We start from the raw sequence: 17,333 nt of genomic DNA, 5'->3' as shown, positions 1-17,333 counted from the left end.
AGAAAGTAGCTGACGAGGAAGTAGCTGACGAGGGAGTTGCTTTGTGGTGAGTAGCTCAGCGAAAAGTAGCTTGACTGAAAGCCGCTTAGGGCTAATCTACTTTTCACTGACCTACTTTGGAATCGGGTGCCCTCATGGCCGCGAACGCGAACCGTCCCGCTCTCATAGCCCTGACCGCGCTGGCCCCCGTCTCCTGGGGCAGTACCTACGCCGTCACCACCGAGCTCCTCCCCGCCGACCGCCCCCTGTTCACCGGGGTGATGCGAGCCCTGCCCGCCGGGCTGCTGCTCCTCGCGCTGGCCCGGGTGCTGCCGCGCGGCGCCTGGTGGGGGAAGGCGGCGGTGCTGGGCGCGCTGAACATCGGCGCCTTCTTCCCGCTGCTGTTCCTCTCCGCGTATCGGCTGCCCGGCGGTATGGCGGCGGTCGTCGGCTCGGTCGGGCCGCTGTTCGTCGCGGGCCTCGCGGCGCTGCTGCTCGGTGACCGCCCGACCCTGCGGACGCTCCTGACCGGTATCGCCGCGGCCCTCGGTGTCAGCCTCGTCGTGCTGAAGGCGGCGGGCGCGCTGGACGCGGTGGGGGTCCTCGCGGCGCTCGCCGCGACCGCGTCGATGTCCACCGGCACGGTGCTCACCAAGCGGTGGGGCAGGCCGGACGGGGTCGGTCCGTTGGCGCTCACCGCCTGGCAGTTGACGGCGGGCGGGCTGCTGATCGTCCCGGTCGCCCTCCTGGTCGAGGGGGCGCCGCCCGCGCTGGACGGCCGGGCGGTCGGCGGATACCTCTACCTCGCCCTGGCGAACACGGCGGTGGCGTACTGGCTCTGGTTCCGGGGCATCGGCCGGCTCAGCGCCACCCAGGTCACCTTCCTCGGCCCACTGTCGCCGCTGACCGCGGCCGTCATCGGCTGGGCGGCGCTGGGGCAGTCGCTGACACCTGTGCAGGTGGCGGGGATGGTACTGGCGTTCGGGGCGACGGTGTTCGGCCAGGTCGGGCCGCGTCAGCTCGGGCCGCGGGGCGGGCGGCCGGCTCCCGCTGGATCGTTCAGTTCTTCTGAAAGGAATGATCGAAAAGATTCGATGGACGTGACGGTTCCTGCCTTGCGACGGTAGTCGGTCCGTCCTGGCAGGGGTCGCCACCGTGGTCTGGTCCGGCAGCTTCGTCGTCTCGCGCGCGCTGCACGACAGCGTGCCGCCGGTGCGGCAGGCGCTGTGGCGCTGGGTGATCGCGCTGGCGGCACCTTGGTCGACCAGGCCGGCAGCGCCACCTCCGCCACCAACATGGGCATGATCATGGCCGCGTCCCCGGTGCTGATGGCGTTGTACGAACGGATCGGTGGCATACGACTGGGGGAGCGGCGATAACGTCACGTCGTCCGCGCGTGACGTAATTCCCATCCCCATCCCCCCATCCCCCCGATTCCTGGAGGTTCCTGTGGTCGACGGTGTGTGTCCTGGCTGTGGGAAGGCGCTGGCCGGGCGGACCGGGCGCAAGGGGCGGAGTTCCGTGTACTGCTCGGCCGCCTGTCGGCAGAGGGCGTACCGGGAGCGGCGGGCGGCGCCCGCGGACACCGCCCAGGGGCTCATCGAGGAGGTCGGGCGGCAGGTCCGTGAGCTGGTCCCGGCTCCGCCCGCCGTCTTCTACTCCGGGGTGAGCGAGCTGGCCACCTCCGTGGGACGGTTGCGGCGCATCGCCCGGACGGCCCGCGACACGGCGGATCCCGGTACGGCGGATCCCGGTACGGCGGACCCCGGTACTGCGGACCCCGGTACTGCGGACCCCGTCATGGACGAGCGCGTCATGGACGAGCCCGGTGCGGTGGATCTCGTCACGACCGGCACCGTTACGGAAGTGGGCCTCGCGGAGAGCGACTTCGCCGCGCTCGTCGAGTCGTACCGGCGTGAACTGCGCGTGCACTGCTACCGGATGTCGGGCTCGTACGACGATGCCGAGGACCTCGTGCAGGAGACGTTCCTGCGGGCCTGGCGGGCCCGGGACGGGTTCGCGGGGCGGGCGAGCGTACGGACGTGGCTGTACCGGATCGCCACCAACGCCTGCCTGGACTTCCAGCGGCGCACGGCGCGCCGCCCACAGCGGTACGAGCCGCTGCCCGGGATGAACCACGGCGGCGCCGAGCCCCCGGCCCGCGTCACCTGGCTCCAGCCCTACCCCGACGACGACCTGCCCTCGACCGAGGAGCAGCCCGACGCGTTCGCCGTTTCCCGGGAGACCATGGAGCTCGTCCTCCTCGCCGCGATCCAGCATCTGCCGCCCCGCCAGCGCGCCGTCGTCGTCCTGCGCGACGTCCTGGGGCTGGCCGCCGCGGTACTGGACATGACCGTCGCCTCGGTCAACAGCGCGCTGCAACGGGCCCGGCCCACCCTGCGCGACCACCTGCCCCGCCGCCGCGCCGAGTGGACCGCGGAGGCGGACGTCCGTGAGCGCGAGATCCTGGCGCGTTACATGGCCGCCGCCGAACGCCTCGACCTCACCGAGGTCGCCACCCTGCTCAGCGAGGACATCACGCTCACCATGCCGCCGAACCCGTTCTGGTTCGTCGGCCGCGAGGCGCTCGTGGAGTTCCTGTCCGTCAGCCTCGACCCCGCCTCCCCGATGTTCCTCGGCCACTGGCGCCACCTGCCCGCCCGCGCCAACGGGCAGCTCGCGGCGGGGGGTTACGTCCGGCGCCCGGGTACGACCGTCTACCGCGCGCAGGTCCTCGACGTCCTCCGTATCGAGGGCGACCGGATCGTGGAGATCACCTCCTTCGAGCCGCATCTCTTCCCGGCGTTCGGACTGCCGCTGCGGCTGCCCGCCGACCGATGAGTGAGAGACGGCGCGTACGTCTGCATGACCGACTCGTACGGCTGACTCGTACGGGCCGCTCTGACAATCCACCTCACGGAGGTTCACCATGCTGCTCACCGACAAGACCGCGGTCATCTACGGCGCCGGCGGATCCATCGGCGGCGCCGTCGCCCGTACCTTCGCCCGCGAGGGTGCCCACGTGCACCTCGTGGGGCGTACGGCGGCGACGCTCGACGCGGTGGCCAAGGACATCGAGGCGGAGGGCGGCCACGCCGGGACGGCGGTCGTCGACGCGCTCGACGAGGCGGCGGTCGAGGCGCACATCGCGTCGCTCGACGCCGTCGACATCTCCTTCAACCTCGTCACCCGGGGTGATGTGCAGGGTGCCTCGCTGCTCGACATGCCCGTCGACGACTTCGTACGCCCGGTCGTCACCGGCATCCGCGCCAACGTCGTCACCGCCCGCGCCGCCGCCCGCCGTATGGCCGAGCGGGGCTCCGGCGTGGTCCTCACGCTCAACAGCGGTTCGGCGCACGGCAGTCCGATGATGGGCGGAACGGGTCCGGCCGACGCGGCGATCGACACGCTGGTACGCAACCTGGCGATGGAACTGGGGCCGCGCGGGGTGCGGGCCGTGGGCCTGTGGGCGGCCGGCGTGCCCGAGACGCTGACCCGCGAGAAGCTCGCCGCGGTCGACAGCGCCATGGCCCTCGACGAGAACGCCCTCCAGGGCCTGCTCGCGAACCTGGCCGGAATGCGCATGACCCGCCGCAACCCCACCCTCCCCGAGATCGCCGCGACCGCCGCCTTCCTCGCCTCCGACCAGGCGGGCGGCATCACCGGCACCTTCGTCAACGTCACCGGCGGGATGTTCCCGGGCTAGGACGACCGGCTAGGACGACCGGCTAGGACGACCGACGGCCGCGGCGGTCGCGCCACCACGTGCGGGCCCACAGCACATGCACCCCGCCGAGCGCGACCACGACGGCCGTCGCGTCGAGGCGCACGGCGGGGGAGTGGCCGGGGCCCAGGTGCGCCACCGCGCGGGCGAACAGGGTGATGTCCGCGGGCAGGGTGATGCTCGCGAGGAACGCGAGACACAGCGTGGTGCCGACGACGAGCACCACGCTGTACGCGCGCACCGCCCGCCGTTCGTGGGCGGGGAGTTCGAGGCTGGGGTCCGGGGCGGTGGTACGGCGCAGCGCCCGTCGTGCCGCGTACTTCGTGTACGCCACCCCGTCCCCGTACAGATCGCGGCAGCGCGTCAGGTCCTGGAGCACGAAGTACAGGTCCGTTCGCATGAAGACCATGAGCTGGAAGGGGAGGGGGAGCAGGGCGAGCAGGGCGACGGCGGCCAGGATCCGGCGGGGGGTGCCGTGCGTGGCGCCCGCGGCGAGGGCGGCCAGGGAGGCGACGGTGAGGTTGGTCGCGATCCCGGCGAGGTAGGCGGTCAACCGGTGGCGGCGCGGAGCGAGTTCGATGCCGCTGATGTCCGTCTGCATGACCAGGAACTGCAGGCGCGTGCCGAGGCGCATCCGGCCGGGCACGCCGGTCGCCCGGGCGGTCACCAGGTGCGCGCACTCGTGGAGCAGCAGGAGCGTCCAGCCGAAGCCCGCGCCGAGTGCGATCACCGCGCTGCCGTGCGGGCTCCAGAGGAGGGTGTGGTAGCTGAGGGGAACGGGCGGGCGGGCGAGGAGGGTGGTGGTGATCAGCAGGGCGATGAGGGCGGGCAGGGCCGGGCTGAGCGCCCAGCGCACATGGCGGGGCCTGATCCGGGCGAGCGTCGGCTTCGGCGGGGGTGGCGAGTCCACTTCCCGTCCGTCCACCTCGGCGACGAACCCCAGGTCCACCAGCGCCTCGACGAAGTCGGCCACGTCGATGTCGTCGCCGGTGGTCTCCCGCAGCCGTTGTCCGACCTCGGCGGTGCTCAGCCCCTGCCCGAGCAGGTCCAGCGCCTGCTTGCCGACCTCGGGCAGCGCCACGAACCGGCCCGTCGCCAGCCGGCCGACGATCCACTCGTCGCCGTCGGGGCGGGAGTCGAGGGTGTGCAGGCGCACGCGGTTCACGCGCGCTCCCCGGCCGCGCCGGTGGCTCCGCTCGTGCCGATGACTCCGCTCGTGCCGGTAGCTCCGTCGGCGGGTCCGTCGCCGCACGCCGGGCAGTCGGGCCGCCGGGGGAATCGCTGCAGCACCGGGTCGCCCGGCAGCATCAGGTTCATCCCGAAGCGGAAGCCGGGGTCGAGCGCCGGGACGCCGGTCAGGAGGGCCAGGGCCGCGTGGGCGAGCAGTCCGCCGGACAGGCCCGCGGTGACCGCGGTCGCGGGGTTCCACGGCAGGTGCGGGGAGGCGACCCCGTCGTCCTGGCCGGGCGCCAGGCGCAGCTCGCGGCGGGCCACCTCACCGGCCCGCAGACACTCCCAGCAGGCACCCCGGCCCGGTACGTGGACCCCGGCCGTCACCAGCGGGCCGCGGTAGCCGGCGTCGACCCAGGGCAGGCCCGCGGCCAGACAGACACGGTTCGCCCAGCGACGGATGTCGTCGGGACGGTCGGCGGCGAGGACGAGAAGGTCGTACGAGCCCCGCGCCGGGGGAGGGACGTCGGGTGCCCCGGCCTGTATCGGCTCGCTCGGGGCTTGGGGCGGTCCGCCCTGCTCCGACGGGCTCGGGGCTTCGGGGGCCCCGGTCCGTATCAGCTCCGCCAGGTCCGCCGGATGTCGTATCTCCCGGCGCTCCCCGGTCACCGTCACGTCCGAGTTCAGCGCCCGCAGGGTGGCGAGCGCGGCCGTCACCTTCGGGCGGCCGAGGTCGGACTCGCGGAAGAGGGGCTGGCGGTTGAGGTTGGACAGCTCCACCACGTCCGGGTCCACGCAGTGCAGACGGCCGACCCCGGAGGCGACCAGGCTCTGCGCGGCGTACCCGCCCGTGCCGCCGACGCCGACCAGCAGCACCCGGGCCCGGCGCAGCCGGAGCTGGGCGTCCCAGGGGCTCGTCCGGGGGCCGAGGTCCATCCAGCGCAGCAGCGGCACCCCCCGGCTGTAGCGCAGCCGTTCCCGCTCGGACACCGGCACGGGCGCCGCCGCGTCCTCCACGAACCCGGCGTCGAGCAGGTCCGCCATCGCCTGCCGGGCGTCCTCGGGCGTGAGGTCGGGAAGTTCGGGATGCGCCCGCAGCACCTCGCCTACCACCGCCGACGGCTCCCGCGTTCCGTCCATCGTCTCGACCAGCGTCCAGACCCAGCCCTGCGGGTCCTCGATCTCGGCGCCGATACCGTGGATGACGCTGCCGATGCGGACGTTGCCGTCGATCGTGCGGTACGGCCGGTGCTCGGGCTTGATCCGGGGCCTGCGGAGCGTGTCGACCGGCACCGTCACCAGGACCCCTTCCCGTTACAGGTACATGCCTTGACACTCTGGTCCCCCGAGTCGAGCCTTGACAAGACGCGGTCGGCGATCGCGCCCGCAACGCTCAACGTCCCTATTGACGAGAGGAGTTGGGGTGCCCACCAAGATTGTGATCCGCCCGTTGGACAAGAAGGAGACCACGGGCGACAGCAGCGGAGGCAACGGCGGCTGATCCGTTTCGCCGGACAGGTCCCAGGCCACCGCAGAGCCCACACAGAGAGGGGGCCACATGGCCGCCAAGATCGTGATCCGTCCGCTGGACAAGAAGGAGACCACCGGGGACAGCAACGCGAACGGCACCTGACCGGAGCCCGGCATGCGGGGAACCCCGTATCCCACCCTCGGTGAGCTGCTGCGACGCGCTCGCGCGACGGTGGCGGCACGGCCCGGTGCACTGCGGTTGCGTGCCGTCGGGACCTCGCGTGCCGGCCGGCCGCTGTGGCTGCTGTCGGCCGGACACGGCCCCCGGCACATCCTCACGGTCGCCGGCGCGCACGCCAACGAACCGGTGGGCGGGGTCACCTCGCTCTCCCTGGCCGAGAGGTTCGCGCGGGAGCCCGCGCTGCTCCAGGAGTCCGGCTGCACCTGGAACTTCCTGCTCTGCCTCGACCCGGACGGCGCGAGCCTCGCCGGACGATGGCTGACCGCGCGGCCCGCCGAGGGACGGTCCGCCGACGCACGGCCTGATGAGAGGCTGCCCGGCGAGGGGCTGCCCGGCGAGGGGCTGCCCGGCGAGGGGCTGCCCGGCGAGGGGCCGCCCGGTGAGGGACGGCCTATTGAGGGACGGCCCGGTGAGGGACCGGCGGCCGAGGTCTCGCCGACCCTCCGCGGCTACTACCGGCGCTTCTACCGGCCCGCCTTCGCCGCGCAGCCCGAGTTTCCGCCCGTCGCGAGTGACCCGCGTCCGGTGATGCCGGAGTCCGAGGCGCTGGTGCGGCTCATCGACGAACTGCGCCCGGTCGTGCAGTTCTCGCTCCACGGCGTCGAAGTGGGCGGATCCTTTCTGCAGTTGACTCGCGCGGTGCCGGGGGCGGCGGCCGCCTACCGTCGGATCGCGGCGGACCTCGGCATTCCCCTGGAACACCGGCCGTTCGACGGCATGGGATGGCTGGCCGAGAGCCCGGGCGTGCTCGTCCTGCCGGACAGCGGCCCCACCGAGGAACGGGACCCGTCCGGCTTCACCTCGCAGGCGACCTGGCTGTACGCGATGCGACACGGAACCGTGTCGGCGGTCGTCGAGGCGCCCTTCTGGAGCGTGGCGGGCGTCAGCGATCCACGGCCCGTCGCCGAGCCCCGGCGCGAGGTCGCGGAGGCGAGCGAGATCCTGCTCGGCCGGGCCAAACAACTGGAGGCGGTGGTCGGGGAACTGGGGCCCAGAGCACCCGATACCCCCGAGGAGATCGCCCACTTCACCGCCGCCCGCGAGCTCATGGACATCGGCCCCGGAGTCGTGGACACCTGGAACTCCGCCGAACTCGCCACCAGCGTGGGCAACGCCGTCTCGCTCGGCGTCGCCGCCCGGCGCATCCCGCTGCGCGCGGCGGCCATGATGCGGCAGGCCCTGGGCGGCGCCCCCGCGCTGGACACCCTCGTGGAGGCCTGGGCACGTGAGCTGGCGAGCACCTTCGACGCCCGCTGGGTCCCCGTGGCCGACCAGACCGAGCTCCAGATCCGCACGATGCTCGCACTCACCCGCGCCCTGGTGTGACTCCGGGCGCCCACCCGCGCCGGCACGCCCGCTCACGCGAAAGGGGGCTCCCGGCACGACGCCGGGAGCCCCCACTCACGTACGACCGACTACGCGGACGCCGCCGCCGCGTCCGCCGCCTGGGCCTTCAGCGCGCGCTCGACCCCGGAGCGGGACTCCGAGATCAGGCGCCGCAGGGCCGGGGTGGGCTCGGCCGCGGCCAGCCACGCGTCCGTCTTGGCGAGGGTCTCCTCGGAGACCTGGACGGACGGGTAGAGACCGACCACGATCTGCTGGGCGATCTCGTGCGAACGGGCGTCCCAGATGTCCTTCACCACGGAGAAGTACTTGTCCGTGTACGGGGCGAGCAGTTCGCGCTGGTCGGTCTGCGCGAAGCCGCCGATCACCGCTTCCTGCACGGCGTTCGGGAGCTTGTCGGACTCGACGACCGCGGCCCAGGCCTCCGCCTTCGCCTCCTCGGTGGGACGCGAGGCCCGGGCCGTCTCCGCGTGCCGCTCACCGGCCGCCGTCTTGTCGCGCTCCGCCTCGGCGCCGATCTCCGCCTCGTCGTAGCGCCCGACCGCCGCGAGCCGCTGGACGAACGCCCAGCGCAGCTCGGTGTCGACGGCGAGGCCTTCGATGGTCTCCCGGTCCTCCAGCAGGCCCTCCAGGAGGTCCAGCTGCTCCGGCGTACGGGCGGTCGCCGCGAAGGCACGCGCCCAGGCGAGCTGGTGGTCGCTGCCGGGCTCGGCGGCGCGCAGGTGCGCGAGCGTCGCGTCCGTCCAGCGGGTCAGCAGCGCCTCGCGGACCGTCGGGTCGGCGTACAGCTCGATCGCCATCTTCACCTGGCGCTGCAGCGACTGCACGACACCGATGTCGGACTCCTTGCCGATGCCCGACAGGACCAGGGACAGGTAGTCGCGGGTGGCGAGCTCACCGTCGCGGGTCATGTCCCAGGCCGAGGCCCAGCACAGGGCACGGGGCAGGGACGACTCGAAGTCGCCGAGGTGCTCGGTGACGAAGGCGAGCGAGTCCTCGTCGAGGCGGACCTTGGCGTACGACAGGTCGTCGTCGTTGAGCAGGAAGACCGCCGGGCGGCGCTTGCCGACCAGCTCCGGTACGGCCGTCAGCTCGCCGTCGACGTCCAGCTCGACACGCTCGTCGCGCACCAGCCTGCCGCTGTCGTCGTCGAGGTCGTAGAGGCCGATCGCGATGCGGTGCGGGCGGAGGGTCGGCTCACCCTTGGCACCCTCCGGGAGCGCCGGAGCCTCCTGACGGATCGCGAAGGAGGTGATGACCCCGTTCGCGTCCGTCTCGACCTCCGGCCGCAGGATGTTGATGCCGGCGGTCTGGAGCCACTTCTCCGACCAGGTCTTCAGGTCGCGCCCGGAGGTCTCCTCCAGGGCGCCCAGCAGATCGCTGAGGCGTGTGTTGCCGTAGGCGTGCCGCTTGAAGTACGCCTGCACGCCCTTGAAGAACTCGTCCATGCCGACGTAGGCGACGAGCTGCTTCAAGACGCTCGCCCCCTTCGCGTACGTGATGCCGTCGAAGTTGACGAGGACGTCGTCCAGGTCGTTGATCTCGGCCATGATCGGGTGGGTGGAGGGCAGCTGGTCCTGCCGGTACGCCCACGTCTTCATGGAGTTGGCGAAGGTCGTCCAGGAGTGCGGCCAGCGCGACTGGGGGGCGTAGGCCTGGCAGGCCGCCTCGGCGTAGGTGGCGAACGACTCGTTCAGCCACAGGTCGTTCCACCACTCCATGGTGACCAGGTCGCCGAACCACATGTGGGCCAGCTCGTGCAGGATCGTGGCGGCCCGCACCTCGTACGAGGCGTCGGTCACCTTGGACCGGAACACGTACTGGTCGCGGATCGTCACCGCGCCCGCGTTCTCCATCGCGCCGGCGTTGAACTCCGGCACGAAGAGCTGGTCGTACTTCTTGAACGGGTACGCGTAGTCGAACTTCTCCTGGAACCACTCGAAGCCCTGCCGGGTGACCTCGAAGATCGCGTCCGAGTCGAGGAACTCGGCGAGCGAGGGCCGACAGTAGATGCCGAGCGGCACGCTCTGTCCGTCCTTCTCGTACACGCTGTGCACGGAGTGGTACGGCCCGACGATCAGCGCGGTGATGTACGTGGAGATCCGCGGCGTCGGCTCGAAGACCCAGGTGTCGTCCTTGGGCTCGGGCGTCGGGGAGTTGGAGATCACGGTCCAGCCGGTGGGCGCCTTCACGGTGAACTGGAAGGTGGCCTTCAGGTCGGGCTGCTCGAAGCTCGCGAACACCCGGCGCGCGTCCGGGACCTCGAACTGGGTGTAGAGGTAGGCCTGCTGGTCGACGGGGTCGACGAAGCGGTGCAGGCCCTCACCGGTGTTGGTGTACGCGCAGTCGGCCACGACACGCAGGACGTTGCGGCCCTCCAGGAGCCCCGGAAGCGCGATCCGCGAGTCCTCGAAGACCTCGGCGGGGTCGAGAGGGTCCCCGTTCAGGGTCACCTCGTGAACGGCGGGAGCCACCAGGTCGATGAAGGTCTCCGAACCGTTCTCCTCGACGTCGAAGCGCACCGTGGTAACGGACCGGTAGGTGCCGCCCTCCTGCGCGCCCGAGAGGTCGAGATCGATCTCGTACGAGTCAACGGTGAGCAGCTTCGCCCGCTGCTGCGCCTCTTCCCGGGTCAGGTTTGTGCCAGGCACGCGGTCATCTCCTCGTTATGTGACGGTTGCGCCATCCTTCCATGGGACCTGCACGGATGCGATGTCCGCTTCCCGCCGGTGCCAGGCAGGCGCGGGCGCGAGCCTGGAGACATGACGACGCACACGACTACGGACGCGACGACGGACATGACGACATACGCGACGAAGTACACGGCACGTCCCATCGACCCGGCGGTCCTGAAGGATCTCCGCACAGCTGACGACGCGGACCGTCCGATGGTTCCCTTCGCGGACGAGGAGGGCGGCGCGCCGCTGCGCTGCTGCCTGCGCCGCAGCGAACCGGGGGAGCAGATCGCCCTCGTCTCCTACGCGCCCCTGCGCCGCTGGGCCGCCGGGGCGGGCGTCGACCCGGGCGCGTACGACGAACAGGGCCCGGTCTTCATCCACGCCGACGACTGCCCGGGCCCCGACCTGCACGGCCACCCCTTCCCGGGCGCTCACCGCACGGTCCGCCGCTACTCCGCCGAGGGCCACATCCTGGGCGGCCGTCTGGTCGAGAGCCACGAGGCCTTCGACGAGGCCTTCGCGGAGGCCTTCGCCGACCCGGAGGTGGCACTCGTCCACGTACGGGCGGTGGAGTACGGGTGCTTCCTCTACGAGGTGCGGCGGGCGTGAGAAGGGGCGGTCACCGTGCGGTGACCGCCCCCGGGGCACGTGGTGCGGGCGTCAGCCCTTGAGCTCCGCCGCCACCAGCTCCGCGATCTGGACCGCGTTCAGTGCGGCGCCCTTGCGGAGGTTGTCGTTGGAGACGAAGAGGGCGAGACCGTGCTCGGCCGTCTCGTCGGCGCGGATGCGGCCCACGTAGGACGCGTCCTTGCCGGCGGCCTCGAGCGGGTTCGGGATCTCGGAGAGGGTGACGCCCGGGGCGCCGGCCAGCAGCTCGGTCGCGCGCTCCACGCTCAGCGGACGCGCGAAGCGGGCGTTCACCTGGAGGGAGTGGCCGCTGAACACCGGGACGCGGACACAGGTGCCGGAGACCTTGAGGGCGGGGATCTCCAGGATCTTGCGGGACTCGTGGCGGAGCTTCTGCTCCTCGTCCGTCTCGTGCAGGCCGTCGTCGACGATCGACCCCGCGAGCGGGAGCACGTTGAAGGCGATGGGGCGCTTGTAGACCCCCGGCTCGGGGAAGTCGACCGCGCCGCCGTCATGGGTCAGCTTGTCGGCGTCCGCGGCGACCTTCAGTACCTGGCCGTGCAGCTCGGCCACGCCCGCGAGGCCGGAACCGGACACCGCCTGGTACGTCGCGACGACCAGCGCCTCGAGCCCCGCCTCCTCGTGCAGCGGCTTCAGGACCGGCATCGCGGCCATCGTCGTGCAGTTCGGGTTGGCGATGATGCCCTTGGGGCGGTCGGCGATCGCGTGCGGGTTCACCTCGGAGACCACCAGGGGCACCTGCGGGTCCTTGCGCCACGCAGAGGAGTTGTCGATCACGACCGCGCCCTGCGCGGCGACCTTCTCGGCCAGCGCCCTGGAGGTCGCGCCGCCCGCGGAGAACAGCACGATGTCCAGGCCGGAGTAGTCCGCCGTCGCCGCGTCCTCCACCGTCACACCGTCGAGCACCGTCCCGGCCGAACGCGCCGAGGCGAACAGCCGCAGCTCCTCGACCGGGAACGCCCGCTCGACGAGGATCCTGCGCATGACCGTGCCGACCTGACCGGTGGCTCCGACGATTCCGACCCTCACGGCGACTCCCTTAGCGTGCGTTTTACGTGGTCCAGCGCTTCCATCATGCGTCTGACCCGTCCCCGCGTGTCCAATCCTTTGCTCGTGCCGCCCGAGGAATGGGACACGTCCGCTCTTCGGCATTGCCGCGGCATCCGAAAGAAAACCGTCCGTCGGCCGCCGGGAACCGCAAGCCGTACGGCGTGGGCGTCCTCACCGGCCCCGGCCCGGTGTGACGTACGACTCCTTCACGTGTGGCCGAACGTTTCGGCCTGCACCGGCGTCGTAGAGGAAACGCGGGAGGGGAGGGGCGGAGTGCTGCGCAGAAAGGCACGCCGGGTCCAGGGAGCGGACGATCCCCTGGACGCGGCCCAGGAACGCCGGGTGCGGGCGGTGCTCGCGCTCGGTGGCGTACCGCAGGCGGACCTGCCGGACGGGGTGCAGCAGGTCCGCCTGCGGTTGCTGGAACGCGCGGCGAAGGGGGACGAGGCGCCGCGTGACGTGTCCGCTTGGGCGGCGGTCGTCGCCTCGAACCTGGCGATGGACTGGCACCGGGCCAAGCGGCGCCAGGAGCGGCTCGGCGAGCGGCTGGCCTCGCTGCGGCAGCCCGCGGACGCCCGTGACGAGGACTCCAGCGTGCTCTCGCTCGCCGTGGCGCAGGGCCTGGACGAGCTGCCCGACGCCCAGCGCCAGGTCCTCGTCCTGCGCTTCTACGCCGATCTGTCCGTGCGCGGGATCGCCGAGGAGCTCGGCATCCCGGAGGGCACGGTCAAGAGCAGGCTGCACTCGGCGGTCCGCGCCCTGCGTGCCCGCCTGCACGAGGACGAGGTGGTGTGACGTGGCCGAGTATGAGGGAGTGGACGCGCTGTTGGCCGCGATCACTGACGAGGCGCTGCCCGAAGGGGCCGGCGACGACCCGGAGTTCATGGCCGAGCACCGGAAGGCGGTAGCCGATGTGGCGCTGCTACGGGAGCAGTTGGCGGCCATCGGGGACGCGCTGACGGACCGTGCGGAGGAAGCGAAGCCGGTCCCGGTACGGGCCCCCAGAAAGCACACCCGCCGCCCCGAGGGCGCCCCCAGGAACCGCGGGCGCCGTCCCCTAGCCCTGGTCCTGGGCACCCTCGTCGCGGCCACCGTGGCCGCGATGGTCGTCGGCATGGGCTGGATCCTCGCGCACAACGGGGCAGGCGCGTCGGACGCCAGCGGGGCCAAGGCGGCCGACAGCGGGACCGCGGGCGGCAGTGCCTCGCTCGGCGCTCCCGGCTATCTGGCCTGCGCCCGGCTCGTCGCGGAGGGCACGGTCGCCCAGGTCGAGCCGCTCCCCGGCACCACGGAGAACCGGATCACCCTCCACGTGGACCGCTACTACAAGCCCGAGAAGGGGAAGGCCGAGGTCGTCCTCCTCCTGGACGAGGACGTGGCTCCCCGGCCGCGCGAGGGCGAGCGGGTACTCGTCACCCTCCAGGACGATCCGGCGACACCGACCGGCTGGACCACGGGGGAGAAGGCCATCGCCGACGAACGGGCGTGGATCGTGAAGGCGCTGCCCGCGTCCCGCACCCTCACGTGCCCGTGAAGAAGGCACGTGCCCGTGAAGAAGGCACGTGCTTGTGAAGAAGGCACGTGCCCGTGAAGAAGGGCGGGCGCCCGTTTCCGGACGCCCGCCCCTCCTAGGTCAGCCGGTTGCTACGGGGTGACCTTCTCGATCTTCACGCTGCCGAGGCCGGCGGCCGTGCCGCGGGCGTTCACCAGCTGGACCTGGCCGAAGAACTCGCGTCCCTCGGGGGCCGGCGCGGCCGCGGTGACCTCGCCGGACACCGTCGCCGTACCGCCCGTGGCGAGCTTCACCGGCGCCGACTCGTCGACCTTGACCGAGCCGAGCGCGGAGGAGAAGAACACGTCACGGTAGTCGTACGCGGTCGAGCCCGACGGGACCGAGTAGCCCACGACCTCGATGGTGTAGGTACCGGCGGCGGGGTTGGGGATGGAGACCGCCTCCTCCGAGTCGCCGTCCGCGGACTGCGCGACCTGCTTGCCCGCGGAGTCGTACACCGTCAGGTCCAGGTCGGCGGCCGTGTCCGAGACGTTGCCGATGGCGACGTCGAGCGACGCGGCGCCGGCCGGCACCTCGACCGTGCTGGTCTGGGTGGCGCCGCCCGCGATGGTCGGCCGGGCCGTCTTCGAGGAGCCGAGCGGGCCGCCCTTCAGGGTGCCGTCGAGCGCCGCGAAACCGTTCGTCACCTTCCAGGAGGCGGTGACCGGCGTGCCGACCTTGGCCTCGGGGACCGTCACCACGGCCGGGTCGAAGGCCGCGCCGAGCACGGTGGCCTCCAGCTTGTACGGGTTGTCGAGCAGCGGCGAGGTACGGCGCGCCTCGACCTCGACCTCCCAGACACCGGGCTGCGGGTCCGCGTACGACCGCACGTCGGGCCTGCAGCCGTTGGTGTTCGGGTAGTTGCTGTAGCAGTACGGCGTGCCGGTGTCCTCGACCGGGACACCGTAGGGGTGGATGGAGATGAACCGGGTCTGGCTCAGGTCCTTCAGCCCGCCGATCGCGACCTCCAGCGCCTTCGCGCCCTCGGGCACGGTCAGGAAGTACGACCGCGTGCTGTTGCGCTGCACCGAACTCGACGCGGAGTAGCTGTACTTGAGCGGCGTGGAGACCACGACCGTCGTCAGGATCTGCTTGTCGACGCCCTCGGTCCGCGGGTCGTCGACCTCGAGGATCGCGCTCTTGATGCCGGCCGAGGAGGCCTTCGCGGCGACCTTGACGGTGACCGGCTTGTTCAGTTCGAGCCTGACCTCGTCGGAGCCGACGATCCGGAAGGTGTCACCGGCGTTGTTCTCGAAGTGCAGCTCGTGGCGGATCGCCTTGTCCGGTCCGGACGTACGCGTGATGGTGATGTCGTACGACTTCTTCACGCCGACCTTGAGGCCGCCCTCGCGGTCGTAGAGGCCGGTGCCGAAGCCCGGGGTCTTCAGGGCGTAGTCGATCGCGGTGTCGACGGGGGCCTTGACGGTGTAGTCGTGGGCGGTCGCGTCGTCCTTGATCGACTTCCACGCGTCCACGATGTCGATGAGGCCCGCGCCCTCCTCGTACGCCTGCACACCCTTGATGTGGTCGGCGGTCGAGGTGAGGGCCGTGCGCAGCTTGGCGGGCGTCAGGGCGATGCCCTTCTGCTTGGCGGCGCTCAGCAGCAGCGCGGACGCGCCGGCGGCCTGCGGGGAAGCCATCGAGGTGCCCTGGAGCATCGAGTAGCCGGCCGGCAGGGAGTAGCCGGCCTGGGCGACCGGGGAGCCCGGCAGCCAGGTCTGCGTGGTGTTGATCGCGGCGCCGGGCGCGGTCAGCGTCGGCGTGAAGCCGCCGTCCTCACGCGGACCGCGCGAGGAGAACGGCATCATCGCGTACTTCTTCTCCACGACGGAGCCGTAGTTGGCGGCCCAGGTGTCCTTGGAGATGGACGCGCCGACCGAGATGACCTTGTCGGCCAGGCCGGGGTCGCCGATGGTGTTGGCGCCGGGGCCGGAGTTGCCCGCGGAGATCACCAGCTGGACACCGTAGGTGTCGATGAGACGCGTGTAGAGCTCGGAGCGCGCGTTGTTGCCGTCGTTCAGTGCGGGCAGGCCGCCGATGGACATGTTCACGATGTCGACGCCGTGGTTGACGACGAGGTCGATCATGCCCTCGGTGAGCGCGACGTTGGTGCAGCTCGGGCCGAACACGCAGGCGCGCGACGAGACGATCTTCGCGCCGGGGGCGGCGCCGTTCATCTTGCCGCCGAACAGGCCGTTCGCGGAGGTGATGCCGGCGACGTGCGTGCCGTGCTCGCTCGCGATCAGACCGATGTTGACGAAGTCGGCCTTCTTGCCGACCCAGTCGCCCCCGTAGGGGTCCATCGGCACGTCCTTGCGGATCTGCACGACGAACGGCTGGCTCTCGACGACGTCGGTGGCCGGGTTGTCGGTCCCGAAGTGACCGATCTGGTAGCCGTCCTTGTACGGCTTCATCGCGGTGTCGTCGCTGAAGTCGTGGTTGTTGTTCACGTCGACGGTGACGGTGCCGGCCGCCGGGTCGTACAGGACGCCCCACGCGTCGGTGGTGTCGCCGTCACGGTTCACGTCACCCGCGGCGTCGCCGCCCGCGGTCGCGGACTCCCGGAACGTGCTGATCTCGTACGAGCCCGCCGGGGCCGTCCAGCTCTGGCCGCCGTAGGTGAAGGCGGGCCCGGAGACCGCGCTGACCATGGGCCGCCAGCTCAGGTCGTTGTCGAGGATCGGGTCGGTCGAGGTGACCCAGTCGACGATCTTGCGCTCGCCGGTGGTGGTCTTCTGCAGCGCCGGGTGGCTCAGGTCCACACCGGAGTCGAGGATGCCGATGGTGACGCCCCGGCCGTCCGCCTTCGGGTTCTTCTTCACGAAGTCGACGGCGCCCGTCTCGAAGGACGGGTTGTACGGGTTCTCGGCGGGGGTGTTCTTGTCGGGCGCCGCGTAGGTCTTCGTGGCCTTCGAAGAGGCGCCCTTGACCGTGTCGGCGCTCGGCGTCGGGTCGTCGAGCGCGATGTCCTGGCGCAGGTCGATGCCGTGCACCGAGGCCAGCTTGGTGGCGGCGGCGATGGCCGCGTCGGCCTTGGCGGTCGGGACGGTGGCCCGGACGTAGCCGACCTTGTCGTACGTCTGGCCGACGGAGCCGCCCTTGACCGCGTCCATCTCCTGGGCGACCTGCTCGGTCTGCCCGGGAGCGGTGGCGATCATCATCGTGACGTTCTTCGCGCCGTCGGCCTTGGCCTCGGCGAGGAGGTCCGCGTCGTCCGAACCGAGCTTGGCGCTCGCGGACTTGGTGCCCGGATCGGGCGTGGCGGGTGCGTGGTCCGCGGAGAAGGCCATGGGTATCGGCCCGGCCGCGGAGAGCGCGGCCACCAGGCCCGCGGCCACGGCGATGCGGGCCACGCGTCTCGCGCCCGATATCGGTGCGCGCTGAGGATCGGTCATCAGCATCCCTTGTAGGTAAAGGAACGGGCGTGGAGTGACCGGTCCCGACGTTCCACGGGACGCGATCACATCAGTCCGGTAT

At 71.6% G+C, this 17,333-nt stretch carries 12 protein-coding genes and 1 pseudogene; 8 read left to right on the top strand and 5 right to left on the bottom strand.

The window, feature by feature from the left end; genetic code table 11:
* Positions 1-134: 134 nt before the first annotated feature.
* The 4 genes and pseudogenes from ACZ7M2_RS05365 to ACZ7M2_RS05350 all read left to right on the top strand — a co-directional run bounded on the left by ACZ7M2_RS05365 (position 135) and on the right by ACZ7M2_RS05350 (position 3,685).
* Positions 135-1,106 carry an EamA family transporter gene (locus tag ACZ7M2_RS05365; protein ID WP_471594199.1) on the top strand — a complete coding sequence of 324 codons (972 nt, stop codon included), beginning with the start codon at positions 135-137 and terminating at the stop codon, positions 1,104-1,106.
* Positions 1,090-1,355: pseudogene (locus ACZ7M2_RS05360) on the top strand (DMT family transporter); the annotation flags it as partial. The gene ACZ7M2_RS05365 and the pseudogene ACZ7M2_RS05360, both read left to right, overlap by 17 nt.
* A 73-nt stretch (positions 1,356-1,428) precedes the next feature.
* The gene (locus ACZ7M2_RS05355; RefSeq protein ID WP_471594198.1) at positions 1,429-2,820 is read left to right on the top strand and encodes an RNA polymerase subunit sigma-70; all 1,392 of its coding nucleotides are present in this window, start codon (positions 1,429-1,431) and stop codon (positions 2,818-2,820) included.
* Positions 2,821-2,908: 88 nt separating this feature from the next.
* Positions 2,909-3,685 (top strand): SDR family NAD(P)-dependent oxidoreductase, encoded by a 777-nt coding sequence (locus tag ACZ7M2_RS05350; RefSeq protein WP_471594197.1) that lies wholly within the window; start codon positions 2,909-2,911, stop codon positions 3,683-3,685.
* Positions 3,686-3,707: 22 nt separating this feature from the next.
* On the opposite strand, the gene ACZ7M2_RS05345 is transcribed toward ACZ7M2_RS05350, so the two are convergent.
* The gene (locus tag ACZ7M2_RS05345; RefSeq protein ID WP_471594196.1) at positions 3,708-4,868 is read right to left on the bottom strand and encodes a hypothetical protein; all 1,161 of its coding nucleotides are present in this window, start codon (positions 4,866-4,868) and stop codon (positions 3,708-3,710) included.
* Positions 4,865-6,136: a HesA/MoeB/ThiF family protein gene (locus tag ACZ7M2_RS05340; protein ID WP_471594523.1), complete on the bottom strand. Its 1,272-nt coding sequence runs from the start codon at positions 6,134-6,136 to the stop codon at positions 4,865-4,867. The genes ACZ7M2_RS05345 and ACZ7M2_RS05340 overlap by 4 nt, the downstream gene beginning before the upstream one ends.
* A 382-nt stretch (positions 6,137-6,518) precedes the next feature.
* On the opposite strand from ACZ7M2_RS05340, the gene ACZ7M2_RS05335 reads away from it, so the two are divergent.
* Positions 6,519-7,910, top strand: coding sequence for a M14 family zinc carboxypeptidase (locus ACZ7M2_RS05335; protein ID WP_471594195.1), 1,392 nt, complete (start codon positions 6,519-6,521; stop codon positions 7,908-7,910).
* A gap of 89 nt (positions 7,911-7,999) precedes the next feature.
* Here ACZ7M2_RS05335 and pepN read toward each other — a convergent pair whose 3' ends face one another.
* A complete protein-coding gene (pepN, locus tag ACZ7M2_RS05330; RefSeq protein WP_471594194.1) occupies positions 8,000-10,579 on the bottom strand; it encodes an aminopeptidase N in 2,580 nt (859 codons plus the stop codon).
* A 111-nt stretch (positions 10,580-10,690) separates the two neighbouring features.
* On the opposite strand from pepN, the gene ACZ7M2_RS05325 reads away from it, so the two are divergent.
* A complete protein-coding gene (locus ACZ7M2_RS05325) occupies positions 10,691-11,215 on the top strand; it encodes a DUF1203 domain-containing protein (RefSeq protein ID WP_471594193.1) in 525 nt (174 codons plus the stop codon).
* A gap of 51 nt (positions 11,216-11,266) precedes the next feature.
* Here the strand turns inward: ACZ7M2_RS05325 and ACZ7M2_RS05320 are convergent, their stop codons facing one another.
* Complete coding sequence (locus tag ACZ7M2_RS05320; protein ID WP_352051014.1) at positions 11,267-12,283, bottom strand: aspartate-semialdehyde dehydrogenase; 1,017 nt, start codon at positions 12,281-12,283, stop codon at positions 11,267-11,269.
* A gap of 294 nt (positions 12,284-12,577) precedes the next feature.
* Between ACZ7M2_RS05320 and ACZ7M2_RS05315 the strand changes: the two genes are divergently transcribed.
* Both ACZ7M2_RS05315 and ACZ7M2_RS05310 read left to right on the top strand, forming a co-directional pair.
* Positions 12,578-13,099, top strand: coding sequence for a sigma-70 family RNA polymerase sigma factor (locus tag ACZ7M2_RS05315; RefSeq protein ID WP_382117810.1), 522 nt, complete (start codon positions 12,578-12,580; stop codon positions 13,097-13,099).
* 1 nt (position 13,100) lies between these two features.
* On the top strand, positions 13,101-13,838 hold the full coding sequence (locus ACZ7M2_RS05310) for a hypothetical protein (protein WP_471594192.1): 738 nt from the start codon (positions 13,101-13,103) through the stop codon (positions 13,836-13,838).
* Between the two features lie 110 nt (positions 13,839-13,948).
* Here ACZ7M2_RS05310 and ACZ7M2_RS05305 read toward each other — a convergent pair whose 3' ends face one another.
* Positions 13,949-17,251: a S8 family serine peptidase gene (locus ACZ7M2_RS05305; RefSeq protein WP_471594191.1), complete on the bottom strand. Its 3,303-nt coding sequence runs from the start codon at positions 17,249-17,251 to the stop codon at positions 13,949-13,951.
* Positions 17,252-17,333 lie beyond the last annotated feature (82 nt).

The sequence above is a fragment of the Streptomyces sp. NPDC111507 genome, assembly GCF_055638955.1.
This window is presented reverse-complemented; position numbering and strand designations above follow the sequence as displayed.

Excerpts from the sequence above, each read along its gene's own strand:
- ACZ7M2_RS05350 (WP_471594197.1), top strand. The coding sequence starts at position 2,909 with ATGCTGCTCACCGACAAGACCGCGGTCATCTACGGCGCCGGCGGATCC.
- ACZ7M2_RS05365 (WP_471594199.1), top strand. The coding sequence starts at position 135 with ATGGCCGCGAACGCGAACCGTCCCGCTCTCATAGCCCTGACCGCGCTG.
- ACZ7M2_RS05305 (WP_471594191.1), bottom strand. The coding sequence starts at position 17,251 with ATGACCGATCCTCAGCGCGCACCGATATCGGGCGCGAGACGCGTGGCC.
- ACZ7M2_RS05325 (WP_471594193.1), top strand. The coding sequence starts at position 10,691 with ATGACGACGCACACGACTACGGACGCGACGACGGACATGACGACATAC.
- ACZ7M2_RS05335 (WP_471594195.1), top strand. The coding sequence starts at position 6,519 with ATGCGGGGAACCCCGTATCCCACCCTCGGTGAGCTGCTGCGACGCGCT.